27 protein-coding genes, 1 tRNA gene and 1 pseudogene are annotated in these 23,493 nt (G+C 57.9%); 20 read left to right on the top strand and 9 right to left on the bottom strand.

Features of this window, described 5'->3' with window-relative positions; translation table 11 throughout:
- Positions 1-182: 182 nt before the first annotated feature.
- The 3 genes from cysS (at position 183) to LRK71_RS19485 (ending at position 4,061) form a co-directional block, all read left to right on the top strand.
- On the top strand, positions 183-1,583 hold the full coding sequence (cysS, locus tag LRK71_RS19495) for a cysteine--tRNA ligase (RefSeq protein ID WP_232405631.1): 1,401 nt from the start codon (positions 183-185) through the stop codon (positions 1,581-1,583).
- Positions 1,580-3,202, top strand: a complete 1,623-nt coding sequence (gene cimA / locus LRK71_RS19490; protein ID WP_232405630.1) for a citramalate synthase — start codon at positions 1,580-1,582, stop codon at positions 3,200-3,202. Before cysS ends, cimA begins: the two co-directional genes overlap by 4 nt.
- Before the next feature lie 70 nt (positions 3,203-3,272).
- The gene (locus tag LRK71_RS19485; protein WP_232405629.1) at positions 3,273-4,061 is read left to right on the top strand and encodes a squalene/phytoene synthase family protein; all 789 of its coding nucleotides are present in this window, start codon (positions 3,273-3,275) and stop codon (positions 4,059-4,061) included.
- An 80-nt stretch (positions 4,062-4,141) separates the two neighbouring features.
- Here the strand turns inward: LRK71_RS19485 and LRK71_RS19480 are convergent, their stop codons facing one another.
- Complete coding sequence (locus LRK71_RS19480; RefSeq protein WP_232405628.1) at positions 4,142-5,368, bottom strand: MFS transporter; 1,227 nt, start codon at positions 5,366-5,368, stop codon at positions 4,142-4,144.
- Between the two features lie 93 nt (positions 5,369-5,461).
- Between LRK71_RS19480 and LRK71_RS19475 the strand changes: the two genes are divergently transcribed.
- Both LRK71_RS19475 and LRK71_RS19470 read left to right on the top strand, forming a co-directional pair.
- On the top strand, positions 5,462-6,121 hold the full coding sequence (locus LRK71_RS19475) for a DNA-3-methyladenine glycosylase family protein (protein ID WP_232405627.1): 660 nt from the start codon (positions 5,462-5,464) through the stop codon (positions 6,119-6,121).
- A complete protein-coding gene (locus tag LRK71_RS19470; protein ID WP_232405626.1) occupies positions 6,118-6,783 on the top strand; it encodes an alpha/beta hydrolase in 666 nt (221 codons plus the stop codon). Before LRK71_RS19475 ends, LRK71_RS19470 begins: the two co-directional genes overlap by 4 nt.
- A 76-nt stretch (positions 6,784-6,859) precedes the next feature.
- On the opposite strand, the gene LRK71_RS19465 is transcribed toward LRK71_RS19470, so the two are convergent.
- A complete protein-coding gene (locus LRK71_RS19465) occupies positions 6,860-7,567 on the bottom strand; it encodes a pseudouridine synthase (RefSeq protein WP_232405625.1) in 708 nt (235 codons plus the stop codon).
- Positions 7,568-7,816: 249 nt separating this feature from the next.
- Between LRK71_RS19465 and LRK71_RS19460 the strand changes: the two genes are divergently transcribed.
- Positions 7,817-8,401: an HNH endonuclease gene (locus LRK71_RS19460; protein WP_232405624.1), complete on the top strand. Its 585-nt coding sequence runs from the start codon at positions 7,817-7,819 to the stop codon at positions 8,399-8,401.
- Positions 8,402-8,470: 69 nt separating this feature from the next.
- On the opposite strand, the gene ocd is transcribed toward LRK71_RS19460, so the two are convergent.
- The 3 genes from ocd to rocF are packed head-to-tail and all read right to left on the bottom strand — an operon-like array spanning position 8,471 to position 11,363.
- Positions 8,471-9,517, bottom strand: coding sequence for an ornithine cyclodeaminase (gene ocd / locus LRK71_RS19455; protein WP_232405623.1), 1,047 nt, complete (start codon positions 9,515-9,517; stop codon positions 8,471-8,473).
- Complete coding sequence (gene ctlX, locus LRK71_RS19450; protein WP_232405622.1) at positions 9,514-10,440, bottom strand: citrulline utilization hydrolase CtlX; 927 nt, start codon at positions 10,438-10,440, stop codon at positions 9,514-9,516. The genes ocd and ctlX overlap by 4 nt, the downstream gene beginning before the upstream one ends.
- Entirely contained in the window at positions 10,437-11,363 is a 927-nt protein-coding gene (gene rocF / locus LRK71_RS19445; protein ID WP_232405621.1) for an arginase, read from the bottom strand. Before rocF ends, ctlX begins: the two co-directional genes overlap by 4 nt.
- 110 nt (positions 11,364-11,473) lie before the next feature.
- Here rocF and LRK71_RS19440 point away from each other — a divergent pair, with 110 nt between their 5' ends.
- The gene (locus LRK71_RS19440) at positions 11,474-11,899 is read left to right on the top strand and encodes an Lrp/AsnC family transcriptional regulator (RefSeq protein ID WP_122073687.1); all 426 of its coding nucleotides are present in this window, start codon (positions 11,474-11,476) and stop codon (positions 11,897-11,899) included.
- A gap of 7 nt (positions 11,900-11,906) precedes the next feature.
- Here LRK71_RS19440 and LRK71_RS19435 read toward each other — a convergent pair whose 3' ends face one another.
- On the bottom strand, positions 11,907-12,365 hold the full coding sequence (locus LRK71_RS19435) for a disulfide bond formation protein B (RefSeq protein ID WP_232405620.1): 459 nt from the start codon (positions 12,363-12,365) through the stop codon (positions 11,907-11,909).
- Positions 12,366-12,944, bottom strand: coding sequence for a YqaA family protein (locus LRK71_RS19430; RefSeq protein ID WP_232405619.1), 579 nt, complete (start codon positions 12,942-12,944; stop codon positions 12,366-12,368).
- A gap of 162 nt (positions 12,945-13,106) precedes the next feature.
- On the opposite strand from LRK71_RS19430, the gene LRK71_RS19425 reads away from it, so the two are divergent.
- A tRNA-Leu gene (locus LRK71_RS19425) sits at positions 13,107-13,192 on the top strand.
- Positions 13,193-13,283: 91 nt separating this feature from the next.
- Here the strand turns inward: LRK71_RS19425 and LRK71_RS19420 are convergent.
- Positions 13,284-14,315: a tyrosine-type recombinase/integrase gene (locus LRK71_RS19420; RefSeq protein ID WP_232405618.1), complete on the bottom strand. Its 1,032-nt coding sequence runs from the start codon at positions 14,313-14,315 to the stop codon at positions 13,284-13,286.
- Complete coding sequence (locus LRK71_RS19415) at positions 14,312-14,518, bottom strand: hypothetical protein (protein ID WP_232405617.1); 207 nt, start codon at positions 14,516-14,518, stop codon at positions 14,312-14,314. Before LRK71_RS19415 ends, LRK71_RS19420 begins: the two co-directional genes overlap by 4 nt.
- Before the next feature lie 87 nt (positions 14,519-14,605).
- Here LRK71_RS19415 and LRK71_RS19410 point away from each other — a divergent pair, with 87 nt between their 5' ends.
- From LRK71_RS19410 to LRK71_RS20620, 12 genes and pseudogenes are all read left to right on the top strand, one after another.
- Positions 14,606-15,850: a terminase TerL endonuclease subunit gene (locus LRK71_RS19410; RefSeq protein ID WP_232405616.1), complete on the top strand. Its 1,245-nt coding sequence runs from the start codon at positions 14,606-14,608 to the stop codon at positions 15,848-15,850.
- The gene (locus LRK71_RS19405) at positions 15,847-17,058 is read left to right on the top strand and encodes a phage portal protein (RefSeq protein ID WP_232405615.1); all 1,212 of its coding nucleotides are present in this window, start codon (positions 15,847-15,849) and stop codon (positions 17,056-17,058) included. The genes LRK71_RS19410 and LRK71_RS19405 overlap by 4 nt, the downstream gene beginning before the upstream one ends.
- Positions 17,058-17,534 (top strand): annotated as a pseudogene (locus tag LRK71_RS19400) (HK97 family phage prohead protease); the annotation flags it as partial. The gene LRK71_RS19405 and the pseudogene LRK71_RS19400, both read left to right, overlap by 1 nt.
- A gap of 222 nt (positions 17,535-17,756) precedes the next feature.
- The gene (locus tag LRK71_RS19395; RefSeq protein WP_232405614.1) at positions 17,757-18,959 is read left to right on the top strand and encodes a phage major capsid protein; all 1,203 of its coding nucleotides are present in this window, start codon (positions 17,757-17,759) and stop codon (positions 18,957-18,959) included.
- Between the two features lie 68 nt (positions 18,960-19,027).
- Complete coding sequence (locus LRK71_RS19390) at positions 19,028-19,312, top strand: hypothetical protein (protein ID WP_232405613.1); 285 nt, start codon at positions 19,028-19,030, stop codon at positions 19,310-19,312.
- Positions 19,313-19,326: 14 nt separating this feature from the next.
- Positions 19,327-19,932, top strand: coding sequence for a head-tail connector protein (locus LRK71_RS19385; protein ID WP_232405612.1), 606 nt, complete (start codon positions 19,327-19,329; stop codon positions 19,930-19,932).
- Complete coding sequence (locus tag LRK71_RS19380) at positions 19,929-20,276, top strand: head-tail adaptor protein (RefSeq protein ID WP_232405611.1); 348 nt, start codon at positions 19,929-19,931, stop codon at positions 20,274-20,276. Before LRK71_RS19385 ends, LRK71_RS19380 begins: the two co-directional genes overlap by 4 nt.
- Position 20,277: 1 nt before the next feature.
- Positions 20,278-20,754, top strand: coding sequence for a lysozyme (locus tag LRK71_RS19375; RefSeq protein ID WP_232405610.1), 477 nt, complete (start codon positions 20,278-20,280; stop codon positions 20,752-20,754).
- Positions 20,751-21,086: a hypothetical protein gene (locus LRK71_RS19370; RefSeq protein ID WP_232405609.1), complete on the top strand. Its 336-nt coding sequence runs from the start codon at positions 20,751-20,753 to the stop codon at positions 21,084-21,086. The genes LRK71_RS19375 and LRK71_RS19370 overlap by 4 nt, the downstream gene beginning before the upstream one ends.
- A gap of 7 nt (positions 21,087-21,093) precedes the next feature.
- On the top strand, positions 21,094-21,276 hold the full coding sequence (locus tag LRK71_RS19365) for a hypothetical protein (protein ID WP_232405608.1): 183 nt from the start codon (positions 21,094-21,096) through the stop codon (positions 21,274-21,276).
- 425 nt (positions 21,277-21,701) lie between these two features.
- Entirely contained in the window at positions 21,702-22,394 is a 693-nt protein-coding gene (locus LRK71_RS19360; protein ID WP_232405607.1) for a hypothetical protein, read from the top strand.
- Positions 22,395-22,847: 453 nt separating this feature from the next.
- The gene (locus LRK71_RS20620) at positions 22,848-23,048 is read left to right on the top strand and encodes a DNA adenine methylase (RefSeq protein WP_408636024.1); all 201 of its coding nucleotides are present in this window, start codon (positions 22,848-22,850) and stop codon (positions 23,046-23,048) included.
- Positions 23,049-23,493: the final 445 nt, after the last annotated feature.

Genomic DNA, 23,493 nt, shown 5'->3' with positions numbered 1-23,493 from the left:
AGCCTTGGCGGCGCGCGTTAGCCATGCTAAGTGCTTGACCATGAACCAGACCTGCATCCGCATTATTTGTTGCATTCCCTGCTGAAATCTTCAGCGGGCTGGTTTCTGTCGTTTTCTTCACCTTGACAAGTTGCTAAGCCCGCATTGCGTGCCTGCATATCCGCACCCGCCAAGGAGCTGTCATGACGACGATCAATCTGCACAACACCAAGACCCGCAAAAAATCGGAATTCACCCCGATTGATGACACCAATGTGCGGCTGTATCTCTGTGGCCCCACCGTCTACGACCGGGCGCATCTGGGCAATGCCCGCCCGGTGGTGGTGTTTGATGTGCTCTATCGGATGTTGCGCCAGGTCTACGGCGCGGCGCATGTGACCTATGTGCGCAATTTCACCGATGTCGATGACAAGATCAACGCCACCGCCCTAGCCCGCAAAGAGGCAGGCGCCCCCGGCAGCCTAGAAGATCTGGTGCAGCAACGGACCGAAGAAACCATTGGCTGGTATCTGGCTGATATGGGCAGTTTGGGCGCGTTAGAGCCTGATCATATGCCCCGTGCGACGCAGTTCATCCCACAGATGGTTGCCATGATCGAGGATCTGATTGCCAAAGATCATGCCTATGCGGCCGAAGGCCATGTGCTCTTTGCCGTAGACAGCTGGAAAGAGCACTATGGCGCACTGTCGGGCCGATCGGTTGATGATATGATCGCTGGCGCGCGGGTCGAAGTCGCCCCCTATAAGAAAAACCCGATGGATTTTGTCCTGTGGAAGCCATCAACGGAGGAGTTGCCCGGCTGGGACAGCCCCTGGGGACGCGGGCGGCCCGGCTGGCATATTGAATGCTCTGCCATGGCACAGGATCTGCTGGGGCCCAGCTTTGACATTCACGGCGGCGGCAATGACCTGATGTTTCCGCACCATGAGAATGAAATCGCACAAAGCTGCTGCGTCAATGGCGATGACAGCTTTGCGCGCTATTGGCTGCATAACGAGATGTTGCAGGTCGAGGGCAAGAAGATGTCCAAGAGCTTGGGCAACTTCTTCACCGTGCATGACCTGTTAGAGCAGGGCATTCCGGGGGAGGTGATCCGCTTTGTGTTTTTGTCGACCCATTATCGCAAGCCTATGGACTGGACCGAGAAGAAAGCAAAGGAAGCAGAAACAACCCTGCGTAAGTGGCGGGCGCTGACAGCGGGCATCGAACCCGCCGCCAGCGCTGCTGCCGCAGTCGTTGACGCACTGGCTGATGATATCAACACCGCCGGGGCAATTGCTGAAATGCACAAACTGGCAGCGGCTGGCGATGCGGCGGGGCTGCTGGCCTCGGCACATCTGCTGGGGCTTCTCACGGATGATCTGGGCGGCTGGGCCAACCAGCCAGCAGTTGACCTGTCACGCTTTGAGGCGCAGCTGGTTGCGGCGCGTCAGGCTGCCATGGACACCAATAATTTTGCTGAGGTAGACCGGCTAAAAACCGCCCTTGTCGCAGCCGGGGTAGAGGTCCGTATGAGCAAGGCGGGCGTCGAACTGGTGCCGGGGGCTGGGTTTGACCCTGCCAAGCTGGAGGCGCTGCAATGACAAACCCCCGGCTTTACCTCTACGACACCACCCTGCGGGACGGTCAGCAAACCCAGGGTGTGCAGTTCTCAACCGCTGAAAAAAAGCAAATCACCCAGGCGCTTGATGACCTTGGGATTGATTACATCGAAGGCGGCTGGCCCGGGGCCAACCCCACGGATAGCGCCTTTTTTGACGAGGCCCCAAAAACCCGCGCCACCATGACCGCCTTTGGCATGACCAAGCGGGCAGGGCGTTCGGCCGAAAATGATGATGTGTTGGCGGCGGTGATGAATGCCGACACCCCGGCCGTCTGTCTGGTGGGCAAGGCGCATGATTATCATGTGACGGCGGCGCTTGGCATTACCCTAGATGAAAACCTGGAAAATATCCGGGCCTCGGTTGCGCATATTGTGGCCCAGGGCCGGGAAGCGCTGTATGATGCGGAACACTTCTTTGATGGTTACAAGGCGAACCCGACCTATGCCCTGTCAGCCTGCCGCGCCGCGCTAGAGGCGGGGGCTCGCTGGGTGGTGCTGTGTGATACCAACGGCGGCGCCATGCCCAGCGAGGTGCACCGCATCGTCGCCGAGGTGATCGCCGCTGGCATTCCGGGGGATCGGCTGGGGATCCACACCCATAACGACACCGAAAATGCGGTGGCCTGTTCGCTGGCCGCGGTGGAGGCTGGCGCGCGGCAGGTGCAGGGCACTCTCAATGGGCTGGGAGAGCGCTGCGGCAATGCAAACCTGACCAGCTTGATCCCAACTCTGCTGTTGAAAGAGCCCTATGCCAGTCAGTTGGACATAGGTGTCAGCCGTGATGCGCTGGCAGGCCTGACCAAGCTAAGCCGGATGCTGGACGATATTCTGAACCGGGTGCCCACCAAGCAGTCGCCCTATGTCGGGGCCTCTGCCTTTGCGCATAAGGCCGGGCTGCATGCCAGTGCGATCCTGAAGGATCCCAGTACCTATGAACATATCGAACCCGCGCTGGTCGGCAATGCCCGCATTATTCCGATGTCCAACCAGGCCGGCCAGTCAAACCTGCGCAAACGCCTGCAGGATGCCGGGTTGCAGGTCGAAAAGGGCGATCCGGCCCTGGCCCGCATTCTGGAACGGATCAAAGAGCGCGAGGCCGAGGGCTATTCTTATGATACGGCGCAGGCCTCTTTTGAAATGCTGGCACGGGCAGAACTTGGGCAAGCGCCAGATTTCTTTGAGGTAAAGCGCTACAAAGTCACGGTGGAGCGGCGTAAGAACAAGTACAACCGCATGATCAGCCTCTCTGAGGCGGTTGTGGTGATCAAGGTGGATGGCGAAAAGCGTCTCTCGGTCAGCGAATCTATGGATGAAACTGGCAATGATCGCGGCCCGGTGAACGCCTTGGCCAAGGCGTTGGCCAAGGACCTTGGGCGCTATTCCAGCATTATCAATGACATGCGGCTGGTGGATTTCAAAGTGCGCATCACCCAGGGCGGCACAGAGGCCGTCACCCGCGTTATCATCGACAGCGAAGATGGCAAGGGACGGCGCTGGTCCACTGTGGGCGTCAGCGCCAATATAATTGACGCCTCATTTGACGCGCTGCTCGATGCGATGCGCTGGAAACTGATCCGCGATACCGGCGATACTGCATAGGCCGACAGCTGACCTTGGCCCCGTTTGGGCGGCGCGCCGGGCAGCATGGTCGCAATTGAAGGATTTTCAGGTGAGCGATAAAGCAGCCTTTGATGATGATGTCACCCGTTGCGCCGAGCTGGTGCAACAGGGGGATCCTGATCGCTTTCTGGCGACCATGGCGGCTCCGGTTGCGGCGCGGCCGGTGCTTTTTGCGCTCTATGCTTTCAACATAGAACTGGCGCGTGCCCCCTGGGCCAGCCAGGAAAGCATGATTGCGGAAATGCGGGTGCAGTGGTGGCGCGATATCGGCAGCGAAATTGCCCAGGGCGGGCCGGTGCGGCGGCACTTTGTTGCAACCCCGCTGGGGCGGCTGCTGCCGGGTGATCTTGCCCGGCATATCGAGGAGATGGCCGAGGCTCGCCGCTGGGATATCTACCGCGAACCCTTTGAGGATGAGGGCGAATTTGATCGCTATATCTATGCAACCACGGGCGGGTTGATGTGGATGGCTGCGGCGTCTCTTGGCCCGGCGGATGAGGCAACGGTGCGCAAATTTGCCTATGGTGTTGGCGTGTCCAACTGGCTGCGCGCCATCCCTGAACTGGTGCAGCACAAGCGCATTCCGCTGCTGGATGGCACCCCTGATGGGCTGCGCCACCTGGCGCAAAAAGCCTTGGATCAGATTGAACAGGCGCAACGGGATCGCAAAAAAATCTCTCGCGAGGCCGGCAGCGCGCTCTTGTCAGGTTGGCAGGCGCAGGCGCTTTTGCGGCAGGCCCTGAAGTCGCCGGAACGGGTGGCCGAGGGCAGCCTGGGACAAAGCGAATTTCGCCGTCGTGCAGGCCTGATCTGGCGCAGCAGTCGGCAGCGCTGGTAGATCATCATTCCCCTGTAGGGAGCTGATATAATTTAAAAAAAGGCGCCACATTGGGCGCCTTTTTCTTAGGGTGACACATCCTAACACTCGACTGATTTGGGACGCAGCGCCAACCAGAGCAAAGCGCCACCCGCCAGCACCAGGAAGGGCACCATTGCCATATTGACGGCATTCCAGCCCTCAACCGGATTGCCCCCCGAGCAATTCATCAAGCCGCCCGAGGCCAGCGAAGCCATGGTGACACCGCCAAAGACCAAAAGGTCATTCAGCCCCTGCATGCGGCCGCGCTCTGATGCGTCATGGGCACCAGCCAACATGGTTGTGGCGCCGATAAAGCCAAAGTTCCATCCCAGACCCAAAAGCACGAGTGCAACAAAGAAGTTTTCTAAGTCAACTCCTTGCAAGGCAACAACCCCCGCAGCTGTCAGGGTCAGCAGACCTGCAGCAACAACCTTGTGAACGCCAAATCGCGCAATCAGGTGGCCAGTGAAGAACGACGGCACATACATCGCCAATACATGCGAGGTGACCACATCCGCTGCGGTATTCTCGGTGAAGCCGCAGCCAACCACCGCCAGCGGCGTCGAGGTCATCACCAGGTTCATCAGCGCATAAGAGACCATGGCGCAGATCACAGCGACAGCAATAGTTGGGGTTTTCAACAGTTCCAGTCGACTGCGCCCTCTTGGCACATCGGCGCGCGGTGCAGGAGGTTTCGGAATGTCCAGGAACAAGAACAGGCCAGAGCCGATCACATTCACTGCGATTACCGCCATATAGGTACCAAGGAATGGAATAACAAAGACTTGGCTGGTGGCTTTTACAATTTGCGGCCCAATAATCGCTGAGAGCAAACCGCCGGCCATGACATAGGAAATCGCCTTTGGGCGAAAGGCCTCTGAGGCGGTGTCCGCAGCAGCAAAGCGGTAGAACCCATGCGCGCTCATGTAGACGCCGGTCAGCAGGCTGCCCAGAAGGAACACCGGGAATGACCCAAGATAAAGCCCGTAGGCCCCGATCACGCCCCCCAAGGCGCCAAAGGCGGCCCCAGTGAAAAATCCGGCACGCCGACCCCAGCGCTGCATAATGGCTGAAATCGGGGTTGCTGCCATCATCGACCCGGCCACAATGAGTGAAATCGGCAGGGTGGCGAAACAGGGGTTCGAGGCCAGAGATTGGCCAGCCAGCCCGCCAATAATAAAGATCATCGGCATTTGAGAACCGAGGATAGCCTGGGCCAGTACCAGGATGGCAACGTTTTTCTTGGCGATCTGGTCGCTTGTGGGGGTGGTGATGTTCATTGTCATGTGAAATGCCTAGCCTTCATAATTGGGCGGAACAAGCGGCAAGCTGTGCATTGGTACAATGTCGTGGTTGTACCACCAGAGAGGGGTATCGACGTGACATCCATTGTTGTTGACTGCGCACCCGCTGCGGGCCGGATCATTTGCGGTGATACCTGTGTGGCCGAGGGGGCCGCCTGGCTTGCAGATCACGATCCGCGCTTTGCGCGGGCACTGGCCAGTTGCGGAGCGTTGCCGCTGCGGCGCAGGCCCGATGGCTTTGGCGAACTGCTCAGCGCCATTATCAGCCAACAGGTCAGCGTTGCCTCGGCAAAGGCCATTTGGCAACGGCTTGTTGACGCCCATCTGACCACCGAGGCCGCGATCCTCTTGACCCTGGAAGATGCGCTGCGCTGCGCGGGGCTCAGCCGCCAAAAAATACGCTATGCCAAAGCTTTGGCCGAGGAAGCGATTGACTATCACGCGTTGCGCGATTTGCCGACAGATCAGGTTGTCACGACCCTGACCCGAGTGACGGGCATCGGGGTCTGGACCGCCGAGATCTACGCCATGTTTTCCCTGGGACGGGCGGATGTCTTTGCGCCTGGCGATCTGGCCCTGCAGGAATCTGCAAGGATTCTGTTTGATCTGCCCGAACGCCCCAAAGAGCGGCAGCTAAAACTTCTGGCCGAAGCCTGGTCTCCCTGGCGGTCGGTTGCGGCGCGCATCTTGTGGGCCTATTACCATGTGGCAAAGGACAGGGAAGGGATCCGATGACTCGTGTACTGAAAGCTGAGCGCAAAGAGCCGCTCTCCGGGGTGACCCGGTCGATTGTGGTGTTTTTGCACGGCTACGGCGCCAATGGCGCCGATCTGCTGGGGCTGGCAGATCCCTTGGGCGAACATCTGCCCGATACATTGTTTGTGGCACCGGATGCGCCGGAGAACTGCCCCGGCGCGCCAATGGGGTATCAGTGGTTCCCGATCCCCTGGATTGACGGCTCTTCCGAAGAGGAGGCCATGCGCGGCATGAATGCCTCTGTCGAGGATCTCAATGCCTTTCTCGATGCGCTGATGGTGGATGAAGACGTGCTGCCAGAGCAGGTGGTGCTGTTTGGTTTCTCGCAGGGTACAATGATGAGCCTGCATGTGGCCCCTCGCCGCGAAGACGCGGTCGCGGGCATCGTTGCCTTTTCGGGGCGTCTGCTTAACCCAGAAACATTGAAGGATGAGGTCATCAGTCGGATGCCTGTCATGCTGGTGCATGGGGATGCCGATGATGTGGTGCCGCCGCAATCGCTGCCCGAGGCGGCACAAGCCCTGGATGAGGCGGGTTTCAAAGATGTCTTTGCCCATATCATGAAGGGCACAGCGCATGGCATTGCCCCCGATGGATTGAGCGTCGCGCTCGCCTTTATGCGCGACAAGCTGGGTCTTTAAAGCCCCCCTGCAGGAGACAAGGTGCCGGGCGGTACTGGGTTTCCTGCAGCGGGTATCCTGCACCGTACGCCGCCTGCTAGGGTTTGCGTTTGTGCACAGGTCTGGCGGCTCTCTTGCGGGGGGCTTTGTCCGGATGCCGCTGCGCACCTGGTGTTTTGCTGCTTTTTTCTGTGTTGCCTTTGGCCCGGCGCTTGGGCAATTGCGAAGGCTTGGCACGGGGCGGGATCTTGGGGACTTCCAGATCTTGCCACTCTGCCTGCGCCAATCCATCCAGGCTCCAGGCACCGATACTATAGCGGATGAGCCGCAGCGTGGGGAATCCAACCGCCGCTGTCATCCGTCGCACCTGACGGTTTTTCCCCTCTTGCAGGGTCAACGATAGCCAGCTGGTGGGGATTGATTTACGCTCTCGGATCGGCGGTGTGCGGGCCCATAGCTGGGCAGGCTCTGCCATCCGCTGCGCCTTGGCCGGGCGGGTCACGCCATCTTTCAGCGCCACCCCCTGCGCCAGGGCGGCAAGCGCGGCATCGCCTATCTCACCTTCGACCTGCACCCAATAGGTCTTGGGCATCTTGTGCTGTGGGTCGCTGATCCAGGCCTGCAGCGGGCCGCTATCGGTCAACAGCATCAAGCCTTCGCTGTCGCGATCTAACCGCCCGGCGGCATAGACACCGGGGCAATCAATAAAGGCGCTCAAGGTGGTGCGTGGGCTGTCTGTGCTGCCAGCATCGGTGAACTGCGGCAAGACATCAAAGGGTTTATTGAAGCGAATAAGACGGGTCATGGCGCTGCAATAGGCAGTGGCGGCGGCTCTGGCAAGCCCGCGCCCCTAGGCTTGTCCCTGCACCTGCCAGTGGGCTGTGTCACGGTTCCGTCACGTGGCACAGATAGACGTCAGGGCACCGACGGGCGAAATCTTGTGGTCAGCCAGGGCTTGTCAGATGCAGACCACGATATATAGTTATATATATGCCGGGGCGGGTTCCCCGCTCTGGTGCCAGAATGGCAGACAGGGCGAGGAAGACGTAGCATCATGGATGGCGATTTCAGAACTGATTTTGTAAGGAACCCCAGTGCCTTGCGCCAGCATCCGGCCTTGGTGTTGAATGCCGATTACCGGCCATTGTCCTATTACCCGCTCTCTCTCTGGAGCTGGCAGGAAGCCGTCAAGGCCGCCTGGCTGGACCGGGTGGATATTCTGGCCGAATATAACGAGGTTGTGCACAGTCCCAGTACGGTGATCAGAATTCCTTCTGTTGTGGTGCTGAAAGACTATGTCAAACCTCAAAAGCGTGTGGCCTTCACGCGCTTTAATTTATTTCTGAGAGATGAGTTTTGCTGCCAATACTGCGGCGCGCGCGGGGATCTGACCTTTGACCACGTGGTGCCACGGGCCGCAGGCGGGATCACCAGCTGGGAAAATGTCGTGGCGGCCTGTTCGCCCTGTAATCTGAAGAAGGGCTCCAAATCGCTGCACTATCTGGGCATGTCCCTGCGCAAACCACCCAGACGGCCCGGTGCGGAAGAGCTGCGCAACACTGGCCGGAAATTCCCACCCAACCATCTGCACGACAGTTGGATGGATTTTCTCTATTGGGATACCGAGCTTGACGCCTGAAGCTGCTGTTTCATAACTAGTTTCCCAGTTTCAGGCCTGCCCAAGACGGTGCAGGCCTGCCAAGCGGCGTTACCCTTTTGAGCGTTGCAACATGCCAAACAGATCGCGTGGGTCATCCGGGTCGGCCAACATGTCCAGATCAAGGAAGAAATCGGTTCCCTTGATATGGTCGCGGATATAACGCAGGGCGCTGAAATCCTCGATGGCAAAGCCGACACTGTCAAACAGGGTGATCTGCTTGTTGTCCCGGCGGCCCTGTTTCTGGCCGGTGATGACCTGCCACAACTCCGTAACGGGAAAATCTTCGGGCATCTGCTGGATTTCACCTTCGATGCGGGTCTGGGGGGGGAATTCGACAAAAACATCCGATCGATGCAGGATCCCAGCGGCCAGTTCGGTCTTGCCGGGGCAATCGCCGCCGATCGCATTGATGTGCACCCCAGCGCCAACCATGTTGTCTGTCAGGATGGTGGCATTCTGTTTGTCGGCGGTGCAGGTGGTCAGGATCTGCGCGCCCTCGATGGCCTCTTCTGGCGTGCCGCATTGCACGACCTCAAGACCAGCCGCTGCAAGATTTCGGGCACATTTTGCCGTTGCCGCTGGATCCTTGTCAAACAGACGCACCGATTTCAGCCCGCAGATCGCCTTCATCGCCAGGGTCTGGAATTCGGATTGGGCGCCATTGCCGATCATAGCCATGGTATCTGCACCCTTTGGTGCCAAGTGCTTAGCTACCATAGCGGATGTGGCAGCCGTGCGAAGTGCGGTCAGCATGGTCATCTCGGTCAGCAGCACGGGATAGCCGGTGTAGACATCTGCCAACAGACCAAAGGCGGTGACCGTTTGCAGGCCTTCGCTGGTGTTTTTGGGGTGGCCGTTGACGTATTTGAAGCCATAGGCCTCGCCATCCGAGGTCGGCATCAACTCGATCACGCCCACATCGGAATGGCTGGCCACGCGAGGCGTTTTGTCAAACAGCTCCCAGCGTTTGAAATCGGCTTCGACATAGTCTGCCAGATCTTTCAACATGGTTTCGAGGCCGATGCTGTGCACCAGGCGCATCATGTTGTCGACGCTGACAAAGGGAACAAGTGCTTTATGCGAAGGTGTGGTCATGATGTGGTCCTTTCACGGGGGCTGAGGTGGACGCCGGCCAACATGCAGCGAACCGATCCCCCGGCGGTTTCGAGAGTGGGAATGGAAAGCGGCAGCAGCTGGGCTGACCGCTCTATGATGTTGATCTGCTCAGGACGCAGCGCATCCACGGCGCGGCTGGACAGAGCAAGAAGCCTGGTTTTTCCTTTAAGTTCAAAGGCATTGCCCGCAAAGTTTGCGATCTGATCCGCAGTTAGATCAATGACCTCACGACCCGTTTCCGCCAGGCGATTGGCGATTTCGTGGCGGCGGATCCTATCAGGGATCATGGAGAGGCAGATCAGCGCAAAGTCGGTGCCAAGCCCCATCAACACATTGCTGTGGTAGACATCGCGCCCCTGGGCATCGCGTGCCTCAAAGGCCATGGGCTCATAGTTGAAATGGGTGCAGAACCGTTCCAGCAAAACGGGATCGGCGCGGTTGGATTTCACCGTATAGGCAATGCGGCCCATGTGATCGAGAACCATGGCGCCGGTGCCCTCAAGCGCCAGATCGTCTTGCTCAAGGCCAGAATAGTCGATCACATCCTGCACCCGGTAGAGGCGCTTTAACTCTTCAATCACGTCCCAGCGGCGCTCTAGTCGTCGATTGGCGGCATACATCGGGTAGACCGCGATATGCCCGCCCGCATGGGTCGAAAACCAGTTGTTGGGAAAGACACTATCTGGGGTCTTGGTACTGGTGTCGTCAAAGACATGCACGCGAACCCCGGCCTCTCGCAGGGTTTCCACCGCGCTGTCAAACTCTTGCAAGGCCTGGCGCTTGATCGTTTCTGGATCCCCCAGAGAGATCTGAAATGCATTGTCGCCCTTGGTTTCCGGGTTCGAGCAAAAGTGATGCGGGCGGATCATCACAACCGCGCCGGGGGCTTGCAGGCTGTTCAATTGAAGCTCCGGGTTGGGCGGTCAAAGACACGGCGACCAAGGGCAGAGGCGCAAAGATCCACCATCAGATGCGCCGTGCGGCCCCGTTCGTCCAGAAAGGGGTTCAACTCGACCAGATCCAAAGAGGTCATCAACCCGGAATCATGCAGCATTTCGCAGACCAGATGGCCCTCGCGGACTGTTGCGCCACCTGGCACCGTGGTGCCAACCGCAGGCGCAACGGCCGGGTCCAGAAAATCCACATCCAAAGAGACATGCAGCAAGCCATTTGCCGCCGCAACCTTGGCAAGAAACTGCGCCATTGGTCCGGCAATGCCGTTTTCATCGATATCACGCATGTCATGGCGGTGGATCGCGCTGGCCTCCAGCGCCAGGCGTTCCGGCGTATCAACCGACCGTAGCCCGATCATGCAGACATTTTCCTCTGGCACCGGGTTCGCCACGGTAGGAAAGCCATCAAATCCATCGCGGCCAGTGAAATAGCCAACCGGGGTGCCGTGCAGATTGCCGCTGTCAGTGCTCTGGGGCGTGTGAAAATCCGTATGCGCATCCAGCCAAAGCACAAAGAGCGGCCGATTGACGGAGGCGGCATAATCCGCAACCCCAACAACAGACCCCAGGGATAACGAGTGATCCCCCCCCAAGAACACCGGCAGCCCCTGCGACATGGTTTCCTGCGCGATCGCCGCCAGCGACTGGGTCCAGCCGATCGTTTCGTTGCGGGCAAAGATGCCGCTCTCGTCCGTTTCAGGCGGGTAGGGCGCAGGGGCGAGGTTGCCCAGGTCCTTGACCTGATGGCCCAACCCCGAAAGCGCCTCTGCCAGGCCTGCGGTGCGGTAGGCATCTGGTCCCATCAGGCAACCGGGTCTGCGTTTGCCGCTGTCCACAGGGGCACCAATCAAGATACAGGTCTTTTGGCTCATGGCAGATCTCTCCTCTAGAGTGCTTGCCTTGTTAAAGCCTCCGAATTGGGGTGGTTGAAACCGATCATTTTGACCTTTATGAAAGGGTAACTGCCATATCGGAGCGAAAATTGGATAAAACGGACGAACGCCTTATCGCTGCGCTGCGGCATAATGCACGGGCCAGCCTGTCGGACTTGGCATTGCAACTGGATCTGTCGCGCACGACGGTGCGCGCCCGCATTGAACGGTTGCAGCTGCGCGGCGATGTTCTTGGCTTTACCGTTGTTCTAAAGGAAGACGTCCTGCGCGACCCGGTGCGCGGCTTGATGATGATCGGCATCGAAGGACGCGGTGCCAGTAGGATTATCCGCCAGCTTCAGGGGCTGCCGGAGGTGCGCGCAATTCATACCACCAACGGGCGCTGGGATTTGATCGTCGAACTGGGGACCGAAACCTTGGAAACGCTGGATGCTGCGCTGGCCAAGATCCGCACCTTTGACGGGGTGGTCAGCAGTGAAACCAATCTTTTGCTTGCGACAAAGAAGGATTCCTAGGCGGCCGTCAAGACTTGCTGCGCGCGGCTGCGATCCACAGACAGGCCAAACCGATAGAGGCAATTGCATTCCAGCTGGCCATCGATAGGCTCAACAGTTCCCACGGGATATCATCACAGCGCACCAGCGGCGCGCCCAGGATCTGCTCCATCAACTGTTCCGGCGTCAGCCCGCCAATCGGCCCCGATGTACAGGTCGTCGGACCTTGCCAGAATCCGCGTTCCACCCCGGTGTGATAGATCCCGATGCCCGCGGTGGTCAGCGCCGCTGCAGCCCCTAGATAAAGCAGTGCGTTCACCGGCAGGATCAGTGCCAGAATGCCAATGCCAATTGCCGCCAGATGCGGGTAGCGCTGCCAATAACACAGCTTACAGGGCGCCATCTCTCCGATATACTGAAAACCCAGCGCGCCCAACATCATAAGCGCAGAACCTACAGTTGCGGCCAGCAGAAAAAAACGTTGCATTCACAGATACCTCAGGGCAAAAAATCCACCAAAAAGGAGCACGATAAAGACGCAGAACACAAGCCCTAAACGGTGCTCGATGAAGCTGCGAATGGGGGCGCCAAAGACCCGCAACAGCGCCGCAACAACAAAGAACCGTAGTGCGCGCGCCAACACAGAGGTCGCCATAAAGGTTGCAAGCGGCATGCCGGTCCAGCCGGACATGATGGTAATGACCTTATAGGGAAACGGCGTCACCCCAGCCCCCAGGACCGCCCAAAAGCCAAAGTCATTGAATTTGGTATTAAAGGCCTCCATCGCATCGCCTTTGCCCATGGCTTGCAGAATGGGTTGGCCAATCGTTTCATAGAACAGCGCACCGATTGCATAGCCCAGCAGTCCCCCCGCAACAGAGGCCACCAGCGCCACCGAGGCGATCAGCCAGGCCCGTGAGGGCCGCGCCAGAATCATCGGAATCATCAAGACATCCGGCGGTATCGGAAAGACCGAGCTTTCAACAAAGGCGACCGCCGCCAACCACCACAGGGCATGTGGGTGATCCGCAAGGGCCATAGTTCGATCATACAGCCTGCGCAGCATCCAAGATACCTTTCCCGTTAATCTTTGGTAAGGGGGTTACATGCGGCTGCGCAGAGGTCAATATCACCGTGCTACAAGCGCATATTTTCTGCCGATTTTCTTGCATTCTGCTGACATTTTCCTCTGGACCTCGGGGGCAGGCTTAGTTAGGAACAAACCGTTGCCCAAGTGGCGGAATGGTAGACGCAGGGGATTCAAAATCCCCCGCTGGTGACAGCGTGCCGGTTCGAGTCCGGCCTTGGGTACCATATTCTTCAAGGGCTTGCGTTGCTGAGTTAATGCAAGCCCTTGAGAACCTCTTCACAAGTTCCCCCAGCAGTTCCCCCATTCTCTTTTCGTTCACGTTCTGTCGCGTCGGCTTTGGGCCTGTTTTGAAAGCCTTCTCTGCGATGCACGCTGGCGATACTTTTGAACCATGGCTAGAGTTTTGTGGCCTGTCACAGATTGAATTTCCGCATCAGAACAACCTGCCTCCGCCAGCTCCACCGCAGCTGTGTATCTCCAGCCATGCATGACTAGGCCATTGCATATTGCTCCTGCTGCCGTTCTGACTTTACGAAACCGCTTTTCAATCGCGTCGTAACCAACCGGCATAGTTAGGTTCTTTGCAAGAATGTAGGCGCCACGCCTGGGGATCTCAGACAGGTGTTTGCGCAGGCGTTGCGGACAGTAGATCCAGATGCGGACATCCGTTTTGTCCTGGATTACAGAAATCGATTCTCCGTCAAAGTGCTCCCATTTCATCGAGCACAGATCGCCGGGTCTTTGCCCAGTTCCCGTACCGAGGAAGAAGGCGGTTAGAGCCGTCTCATCGTCAAGATCATTGGCAGCTTCGATATACGCGAGTTGAGCATCCTCCGGCCAGGGTTCAAACTCCCGTTTTGGTCCATATAATTCAATACCTTCTGCGGGATTTTTAACGTCCCAGTCCAGATCATTACTCGCAAAGTTGTATAGCCGCCTGATCAGTTGGACGTACAGATCTGCCTTTCTTGGGGTATCGCCCATCTTTTCATGGATGGCCCTAACCGCTGCCCTGGATGTCTTGGTGATGCATTTTGACGAGTTTTTTTCCAGCAGCGCATCGAGAACCGGATGATATTTTCGCTTTGTTCCATCGGCGAGCTTTTGAAACTTGCTGCTACCCCGGTAGGAAACGATGAGGCGTTGCCAAGAATGCGCGGCGGGTTTTGCGACTGCGGGAGATCTTCCTGATCTGATGGCCCAGTAAGCTCGATCGAATTCAGCGCTGTCTTCGTCAGGCGGAAGTGGAATGTAGCGCTCCCTTCGCTTTGCGCCCTCAGCCCATCTAATTCTGTAATACAGGCGGCCGTTTTTCATGGCCACGTTTGGTTTGCGCTGGCGCCTCATAGTTCAAGATCCTCATTTCCTGCGGGCTTTTTGCCCCGCATCGCAGCTGCCAGCTCGTCAACATCCCAGCGCTCTTCACCCATAATTCGGCAGGGCCCAGGTAGAGCCCCGGCCTCAACCAGTGAGGAAAACAGAATTCTGGGCATGTCGAGGAGCCGGGCTGAGTTTTGCTCAGAAGCGAAAAGTGGCGTTAGCTTTTTCATTGGGGTCTCCTCTGTTCTGAGACGGCAAAAGGTGTTGAGGCTCGCGAGTTTTGTTGGTTCTGGGCTCGTAGCAAATCGAGTTTCAGCATGGGCCTGGATGAGGTGCTGGGGCTGACGGTCGAAGAGCATAAGATCAAAACCCAGGATCCGGCGGCGGTGTTTCAGCCAATTGCCAGCCAGACCAAATCAAAGGACGGCAAGAACCCGCATTGTGCGATCGTCGATGAGCTGCACGAGCATGACAAGCGCGATGTCTGGGACTCGATGGCCTCGGCTCTTGGTGCGCGGGAACAGCCGTTGCTGATCGCCATCACCACAGCCGGTTACAACACCGGGGGGATCTGTTTCGAGCAGCGCAAGTATCTGCAGAGCCTGCTGGACGGGGACCGCAAGAATGAGCGCTATTTCGGCCTGATCTTTGAGGCCGATGAAGGGGATGAGCCGGGAGACCCCAAGACCTGGGCCAAGGCCAACCCTAGCCTGCATGACGCCAAGTCATTGGATTACATGCAGGATGAGTGGGAGAAGGCAGAGGCCAGCCCGGCGGCGCTGGGGGAGTTCCTGCGCAAGCACCTGGATATCTGGACCAGCGTTGGTGCTGCAGCAATTGATATGGAGGCCTGGCGGGCCAGCGAGGATGCCAGCATGAAGTTGGTGCAGTATCGCGGGCACAAAGCCTATATTGGCGTGGATCTTGCCACCCGGAAAGATCCGGCCAGCGTTGTGGCGCTGATCCCTGATGGCAAATTCTATCGCCTGTTCAGCTGGCATTTTTTGCCGGAGAAAATCGTGGATGCGCCAGGCAATGAGCATCTCTGGGGCTGGAAGAAAAAGGGCCTGATCTACACCACGCCAGGGGCGGAACTGGATCTCAACATGGTAGAGGCGTTGGTTCTTCAGCTTGCGGGGCTGGGCGATGATACTTGGGGCTGGTCAGATCTTCCGGCGCTTGATGTTGAGATGGTGGTCTATGATGCAGCTTTTGCCGCGCAGATGGCGGCCAATTGGGAAAACGCCGGCATTACCGCAGTCGAGTTGCGGTCGCGGGCGGCCAACCTGAATGAGCCTTTCAACAAGCTGATTGCCAGCGTTGAAGATCACCGGGTGATCAATGACGGCAATGAGGTTCTGACCTGGATGGCAGGCAACACTCTGCAAAAACAGGTGCAGGGCGGCGACTACATCTATCCGACCAAACAGGTGCCTGAGGATTCCATTGATGGAATGATCGCCACCATGAATGCCATCTGGCCACTATGCCAGGTGCCCGAAGATACAAGCGACGCAGAGCGACGCGGCAGCTTTTTTGCAGCACTTGGAGCCTCATCATGAGCCTGATCGACAAGGCGCTGTCAGCCGTTGGGTTGCAGCTCAAATCCGCCAGTGCGGTTAAATGGACGGATGGCCGTGGCCAAGGTGGCGAGGCTGGCAATGCTGGAGAGCTGGTCAGTGCACAGTCCAGCCTGGGGCTTTCGGCGGTCTGGGGCTGTGCCAACTTGATCAGCGGCACCCTTTCCTCACTCCCCTTCGAGGCGATCCGGCGCACGGAGGGCGGTATTGCCGAGGTGGCCACAAGCCACCCGCTGCACCGGGTGATTTATGAAAGCCCGAACTTTGACCAAACGGCGTTGGATTTCTGGGACTTCATGAATCTATCGCTGGAGCTTTGGGGGAATGCCTATGCCTCGGTGGTGCGCAAAGATGGAAAAGTGACGGCGCTTTACCCGGTTCACCCGGAGGCCATGGTAGTGCGGCGTCTCGAAAATGGCCGGATCGAATATCGGTGGAGCGATAATGGCAGGCCCTTCGTCAAGCTCGATCGGGATGTGTTCCATGTCCGTGGCCCTGGAGGTAATCCGCTGGGTGGCATGTCGACGTTGCGCTTTGGGCTGCAGACTTTTTCCTCGGCGCTGGCGGCAGAGCGGGCGGCTTCCAGCATGTTCAAGAACGGGCTGCGCCCCTCTGGGTTGATCAAGTTCAAGGAGTGGCTGAACGCGGAAGAGCGGATCACAGCGGAGGCTATTATTGAAAAATATCAGGGCGCGGTGAATTCGGGTAAACCCTTCATCGCGGAGGGTGGCCTGGAGTATGAGCAGATCACCATCTCGCCGGAAGACGCACAGATGCTGGAAACCCGCCAATTCTCTGTGGAAGAGATCTGCCGGTTCTTTCAGGTGCCGCCTGCCTTGATCGGCCATGCCGGTGCGTCGACCGCCTGGCCAACAAGCGTTGATCAGCAGGTGCTGATGTTCACCAAGTTCTATCTGCGCCGTCGGGTGAAGCGGATCGAGCAGGCGGTGCACAAACAGCTGCTGACGCCAGCTGACCGGGCGGCGGGGATTGCAGTGCGGATCAATATGGATGGGTTGCTGCGGGGCGATAGCGCCAGCCGTGCCAGCTTCTATCAGACCATGGCCCAGATCGGTGGGATGACCATCAACGAAATCCGCAAGCTGGAAGGCAATCCGCCAGTACCGGGCGGGGATGTCGTTCGGATGCAGATGCAGAATATCCCACTTTCGGAAACAGGAGAAAGCTGATGTCGATTGAGACAAAAGATGTGGTCTTTGACCTCAAGGCCGCAGCGGCAGATGGTGCCATCGAGGGCTATGCCAGTCTGTTTGGTGAGGTGGATCAGGGCGGTGATATCGTTGCCGCTGGTGCCTATGGGGCCAGCCTTTCCAAGCTGGCGGCACAGGATCGCAAGGTGAAAATGCTGTGGCAGCATGATCCGGCGCAGCCGATCGGGGTTTGGGAAGAGCTGCGCGAAGATGATCGGGGTCTTTGGGTCAAGGGCCGGATCCTGACCGAAGTTGAAAAGGGCCGCGAGGCGATTGCCTTGATCAAGGCGGGTTCGATCGATGGTCTGTCGATTGGCTATCGGACGATCAATGCGCAGAAAGACGATGGCGGCAATCGGGTGCTGCAAGAGGTTGATCTTTGGGAGGTGTCACTGGTGACGTTCCCGATGCTGCCAACGGCGCGCGTGGCGACCAAAGGCGATGTGCCTTCAGAACTCATTGAAAAGCTCAAGGCCGGGGACCGGCTGACAGAGCGGGAATTCGAGACAGCGGTCAAGGGACTTGGCCTCTCGAATTCACAGGCGGAGCGTGCCGCGCGCATCCACCTGAAGGGGCAGGGGGATCCTGCTGCAGCGGAGACTGACGCGAGAGTGTTTCTGACAACTCTCATGGGTTCCTGACCCAACAATCAATCCATAATTTATAGGAGGTTCCCCATGTCGGGAGAAACCAAATCCGCTGCAGAGCTTGCAGTGGAAATGAAAGCTGCGTTTGAAACAAAGTTCGATGCGGTGAAAGCAATTGCTGAAGATGCCTTGGGCAAAGCCAAGGCGGGGGAGACCCTGAGCCAGTCCATGAAGGAAAAGGCCGATGAGGCCCTGACCGAGCTTGGCGGTCTCAAGGGCAGCCTGGAAGAGCTGGAGCAAAAGCTTGATCGCACCGGCGGTGACGGCGGGGCAGAAGTCAAATCTATTGGCAGTCAGTTCACCGAGAGCGATGATTTTCTGCGCTTCAAGGACAACCCGCGCAAAAGTGACAGCGCCGAGCTTACGGTCAAGGCTGATCTGACCACCACCACCGGCGGTGCGGGTGGCATGGGAGCGGCGGTGCATTCCAACCACCTGCCCGGCATTGCGCCGATGCCCCAGCGTCGGATGACTGTTCGTGGCCTGTTGATGCCTGGGCAGACGGATCAGCCCAACATCGATTATGACCGCGAGACCGGGTTCGCCAATAATGCGGATGTGGTTGCCGAGGGTGGGTTGAAACCGCAATCTGATTTCCAGATCGAAGAAATCCAGACCCGCACCAAGGTGATCGCGCATTGGATCCGGGCGTCCAAACAGACCCTGTCCGATGTGGCGCAAATTCGCTCCATTATCGACAATCGCTTGCTTTATGGCCTGTCTTTCAAAGAAGAACAGCAGCTCTTGTTTGGCGATGGCACCGGCGAAAATCTGCATGGTATCATTCCGCAGGCCACGGCCTTTGCGCAGCCTGTCGGCTTCCCGGTTGGCACCTCGATCGACCAGGTGCGGTATATGGCGCTGCAGGCGGTTCTGGCGGAATACCCTGCCACCGGCATTGTGATGCACCCGGCGGATTGGGCCTGGATCGAAACCCTGAAAGATGGCGAGGGTCGCTATATTATCGGCAACCCGCAGGGCACTCTGTCGCCCACGCTTTGGGGGCTGCCGGTGGTCGCGACCCCGGCTATGGCGCTGGATAAGGTTCTGGTTGGGGCCTTTGATATGGGGGCGCAGATCTTTGATCAGTGGACCTCGCGCATCGAGACGGGCTTCCAGAATGATGACTTCACCCGCAACAAGGTGACTGTCCTGGCTGAAGAGCGTTTGGCGTTGGCCGTCTACCGCGATGAATCTTTCATCTATGGCGATTTTGGCCGTCAGGCCGTCTGACCCCCTCTCTGACCAATCGGGGAGGCGGGCAAGCTGCCTTCTCGTACTGCCAACTGGAGTAATATCACATGGATTATAAAGTGTTGCGCCCGCATCTGGGCGATAAGGCCTATCTGCCGGGCGATGTGCGATCGGCAAAGGCCGCCTCGGTATCGCATCTGGTGGCGAAAGGTGTGCTGGCCCTTGTGACGCAGGAAGAACCATCTTCTGAAGATGGTCAGAAAGCCGTGGCCGAAAACAGTGGCAACGCGGCGGGTCTGCTGACCGCGCTGGAAAACAAGGCCGACGAGCCGCCGCAGAATGCAGCGACCACAGGCCCTGGCACGGTTGAAAAAACCAACTCCAAAACCTAGCAGGAGCATAGGCAATGTGGCTGGAGAGGCTTACAGGCGGGGCAACTGACCTGATCACTTTGGCGGATGCCAAGGACAAGTTGCGCATCATATCTCCTGAGGGTGACGACCCAGAGCTGGACGCGGAGATTGCCCGTGTGATTGCCTCTGCATCGGCTGCTTTGGATGTGGATCAGGACGGCTTTGGCGGGTTGGGGTTCCCCCTGGTCTCGCAACAATGGTGTCGTCGCGGTGCCGCGTTTGATGAGCGGTTTCTGCAGCTTCCCTTTGCGCGGATCTTGTCGGTTGACGAGATCCGCTATCTGGATGCGACGGGAGCGGAGGTGGTTGCTCCCGCCGAGAGTTACGCCCTGGTGGGGCGTGGGCGGATGCGCCAGGTGGTGCGGGTGTCCGGCGTGTCGTGGCCCGCTGTTGCTGATCGGCCTGATGCTGTCACACTTACATTTACTGCAGGTTTTGAAAGCCTGGAGGCGGTACCGGAGGATTTGAAGGCGGCGGCAAGGGAGTTGGTCAAGTTCTACTATGATCATCCGCTTGCCGACGCCGCCACCGGGATTCCTGAGCAGGTGCAGCGCGGTGTAGATCGGTTGACCCGTCGCTATCGGGCATTTGCGCTATGAAACGGCAAGCACTTCCGCCTCTCGATCGGCGTGTTTCTCTTTTGGGCACCCAGTATGAGGAGAACGAAGCGGGTGAAAATGTTGCGACTGGTTGGGACGAGATTGCAAAGGCTAGAGCCAACTATGCGCCAGTGTCTGATGGTGAGCGCCTTCGGGCGGCGGCTGTTGAGCAGAAGGTCGAGGCGCGCTTTGTCATGCGTTGGTCTAAAGCTCTAGCCGTGATTACTGGTGAAAATAGGCTGCGTTTTGACGGTGCTGATTGGCACATTACCGGGATCAAAGAAATTGGTCGGCGGCGCATGTTGGAAATCAGCGCATGGCGGGTCAAGAAAGCAGGGGGCTGATATGGTTGCGAAACTGCGCATTGAAGGGTCTGGGGATATCGAGCGCGCCCTGGTGCAGCTGACGCGGGGCCAGTCCAAAGGGTTGCGGACCGAGGCTTACCGCGATGTCGTGGGCGTCTGGACCGTCTGTTATGGCGAAACCAAGGGCGTGCAGCCCGGTGATCGCTACAGCAAGGCCGCGTGCGACGCGATGCTGGCGCGCGAGATCCTCGCTTATGAGGCGGCGCTGGATCGATGCCTGAAACACCCGGTGCCCATCGGTATGAAGATCGCCCTGGTCAGCTGGACCTATAATGTCGGGGCAGGGGCCGCCTGCACATCGACCCTGGTGCGCAAAGCCAATGCCGGGGATCTCGCCGGGGCCTGCGATGAGCTGCCACGCTGGAACAAGGCGGGCGGGCGCGTCTGGGCCGGGCTGGTCAATCGACGCGGCGCTGAACGGTCCATGTGCCATCAGGCCCTGAAAGCGGCGGCATGATCCGGGCTGTTATCTTGCGCAATCTACCGGGCATTGCCCTGGTTGCGGTGCTGGCCGGGGGCGTCTGGACTGTGGCGGATGCCTTCCAGGACCGCAGCCGGTTGCGCGCCGATCTGGCCGCTACCCGATCGGAGCTGGCCACAGCGCAGGCCACCCTGCAGCAGGCCGCCGAGACCGCCCGCATCCACCGCGCCCACCTGGACCGCGCCGCCGATCAGGCCCGCGCCTGGGGGGCGCTATCAAATGATCTGCAAAACATGGAGGGCCGCGATGCGTCTTTATCACCTTTGCTTGCCGCTACTGCTCAGCGCCTGTTCTCAATCGGCCAGTGAGGCGGTTATGCCGCCGCCCCAAGTGCCGGCCGATCTGCTGCAGCCCTGCGCTGGATACACCGGGCCAGTGCCGCAATCCGAAGGCCAGATCTCGGATGCTCTGATCGCCGAGGCGCGCGGGCGGACCTGCGCCAATGGCAGGCTGGCAGCTGTGGCCGAGGTATTGGCCCTGCCAATTCTTGAAGACTGATTCCTCCGCGTTGTAGCCAGGATCTCCTAGCAGCCATTCGGTGTTTGGCAAGCGGCTCACCAGAGCGATCATCACGGTCTGTTTCTAGCCATAACCTGCGGACTAAGCCACCATCATCTCGGCGAAGACGCCTCTATGGCTCCACCGTTTCCAGCGATTTCTTATGCTTTTGTCCGGGCCGCATTCCTTCGCGGTCATCACAATAAGTGCCGGAAATCAATGGCTCTTGAGTCTAAGGACCGCTTGTGCCGCCAGTGGGGCTCTGCTCCAAACCTCCGAGGATATTTGTAAAACAGAGTTTTCAAGTAGAATTTCCATGCGGAACAGGCTAGGAAGCCGATGGTCGCGAATAGAATGATGGCCTGTCCTCTGTTGGGGGTAGGCGGTTTCAACTAGTCCTCCAACAGGATGATATATTATATATGATGTCTATTTTTGAAGATGATTTCTTGAAGATCAAATCGCGCCAAAATAAAAGCGACCACGAAAGCAACTCTATCCTCCTGTCCTTCACTGGAATCGGCCACGCAATGGGTGATTTGAACGTTCAAAAGCCAGAGTTCTTTGGGGCAGGACGCTCTTTTGACAACATCATATTCATAATCGATAAGACAAGGTCTTGGGCAAATAAGTTGGATTTTGACATTGTCAAAGACGCTATAGCGCCGCTTGTTGGGAAACGAAAGATTTACTCTATTGGCAACAGTATGGGGGGTTTTAATTCTATTATATCAACACATTATGTGCCAACAGAAGTATGCGTCGCGTTTGTCCCTCAGTATAGCGTCAATCCATCTATCGTTCCTTGGGAAGGCAGATGGAAAGAACACACCTCAAATATCAAAAAATTCCGTTTTGATAGCGTGCGAGAATATATGAGTAATACAACAGACTACTTCATATTTTCTGGTGGAAATGGCCCGGACCGAAGACATGCACATCTATTTCCAGTAAAGAGCAACATCCGTCACTACTCTTTTCCTAGTATTGCTCATAATGTTTCTAAAAGACTTAAAGAAATGGGCGTATTGGATAATGTAGTGCAGTCCTGTTTCGATCGTGCAAGTGACCTGCCCCAAAGCCTAGAATATGACATACTAAGCCCCAAAAGTATTTGAAACCTAGGCCATCAATATAGCAGGAGCGAACTGAGCGCAGGCCAATTTGGTATTCTAGCATCAGGGAATAGAGCCCGAAGCACCGCAGGCCGTGACATCGGCCCTGACGGCTGTCGGTGGTGCTGACGGTCTGACGGCGCTGGCCATGATGGGGCTGACCCGAGCGGCCAGTTGAGCATCTTTTGGGGCGCCTGACCTGCTGGGCATCAGATTGCCTCGCGTCGTGAGTTCGAGCAGCTGCGCAAAACGGACCCAGCCACCCTGACGGACCTGCAACGCGCGGCCCGGTTTTTGTATCTGCAGCGCTAGGACTTTGGTGGCAAGCTCGGTGGTGTCTTTGGCGTTGCCACCGATCGCCCGTCTAGGTTCAGCCTGTCGCGCTTGGAGCCAATTCTTGAAGCAGCCCATGAACGGCTGGAAAGCGTGATCTTTGAGAACCTCGACTAGTCGGATTTGATCCGCCGCTATGATGGCAGCAAGACGCTTTTCTACCTGGATCCGCCTTATTGGGGCGGCGAAAGCGACTATGGCAAAGGTCTGTTTGAGCGCAGCGCCTTACAGGCAATGGGCGAGCAGCTGGCCGAAATCCGTGGCAAGTTCATCCTGTCGATCAATGATCGCCCTGAGATCCGCGAGCTGTTCGCCGGATTTTAGTTTGAAGAGGTGCGGTTGAAATATACCGTTACTGCAGGCGGCGCGACGGAGGCGGCAGAGCTGATCATATCCAACTTTGAGCCGCGGATCGGGTTGATCTAGGGAAGGAGGAATTGGCTGGCGGGGCATAGTGGTCTCGCCAGTTGTAAAAGGGCGGGAAAGTGTGAATTCGCTGCACGTGCATGGATCGAGCTATGTCCGGGCGAAAGCGGTCGCTCAAAGAGCCACGCCCTAGATGTGGTTGCAGCAGCCTGCATCAATGACTGCTATGCGTAACAACATAACATAATCCAGATGATCACAGAAGGGTTTGCTATGCGTCGTCGCAGATACGTTTAGCGGAGACGGCTTAGGTTTCCGCTTTGTAGCGCCTCATAAATTTCGAAATCCAGGGCGTTTGCCCTGTGCAGTTCTGCGGTTAACTCTGGTGACAGGGACATATCCT

The sequence above is a fragment of the Pseudophaeobacter flagellatus genome, assembly GCF_021228235.1.
In the GTDB taxonomy this organism is placed as follows: Bacteria; Pseudomonadota; Alphaproteobacteria; order Rhodobacterales; family Rhodobacteraceae; genus Pseudophaeobacter; species Pseudophaeobacter flagellatus.
Note: the sequence above shows the minus strand (reverse complement) of the source record. Positions and strands in the feature narration are given on the sequence as shown.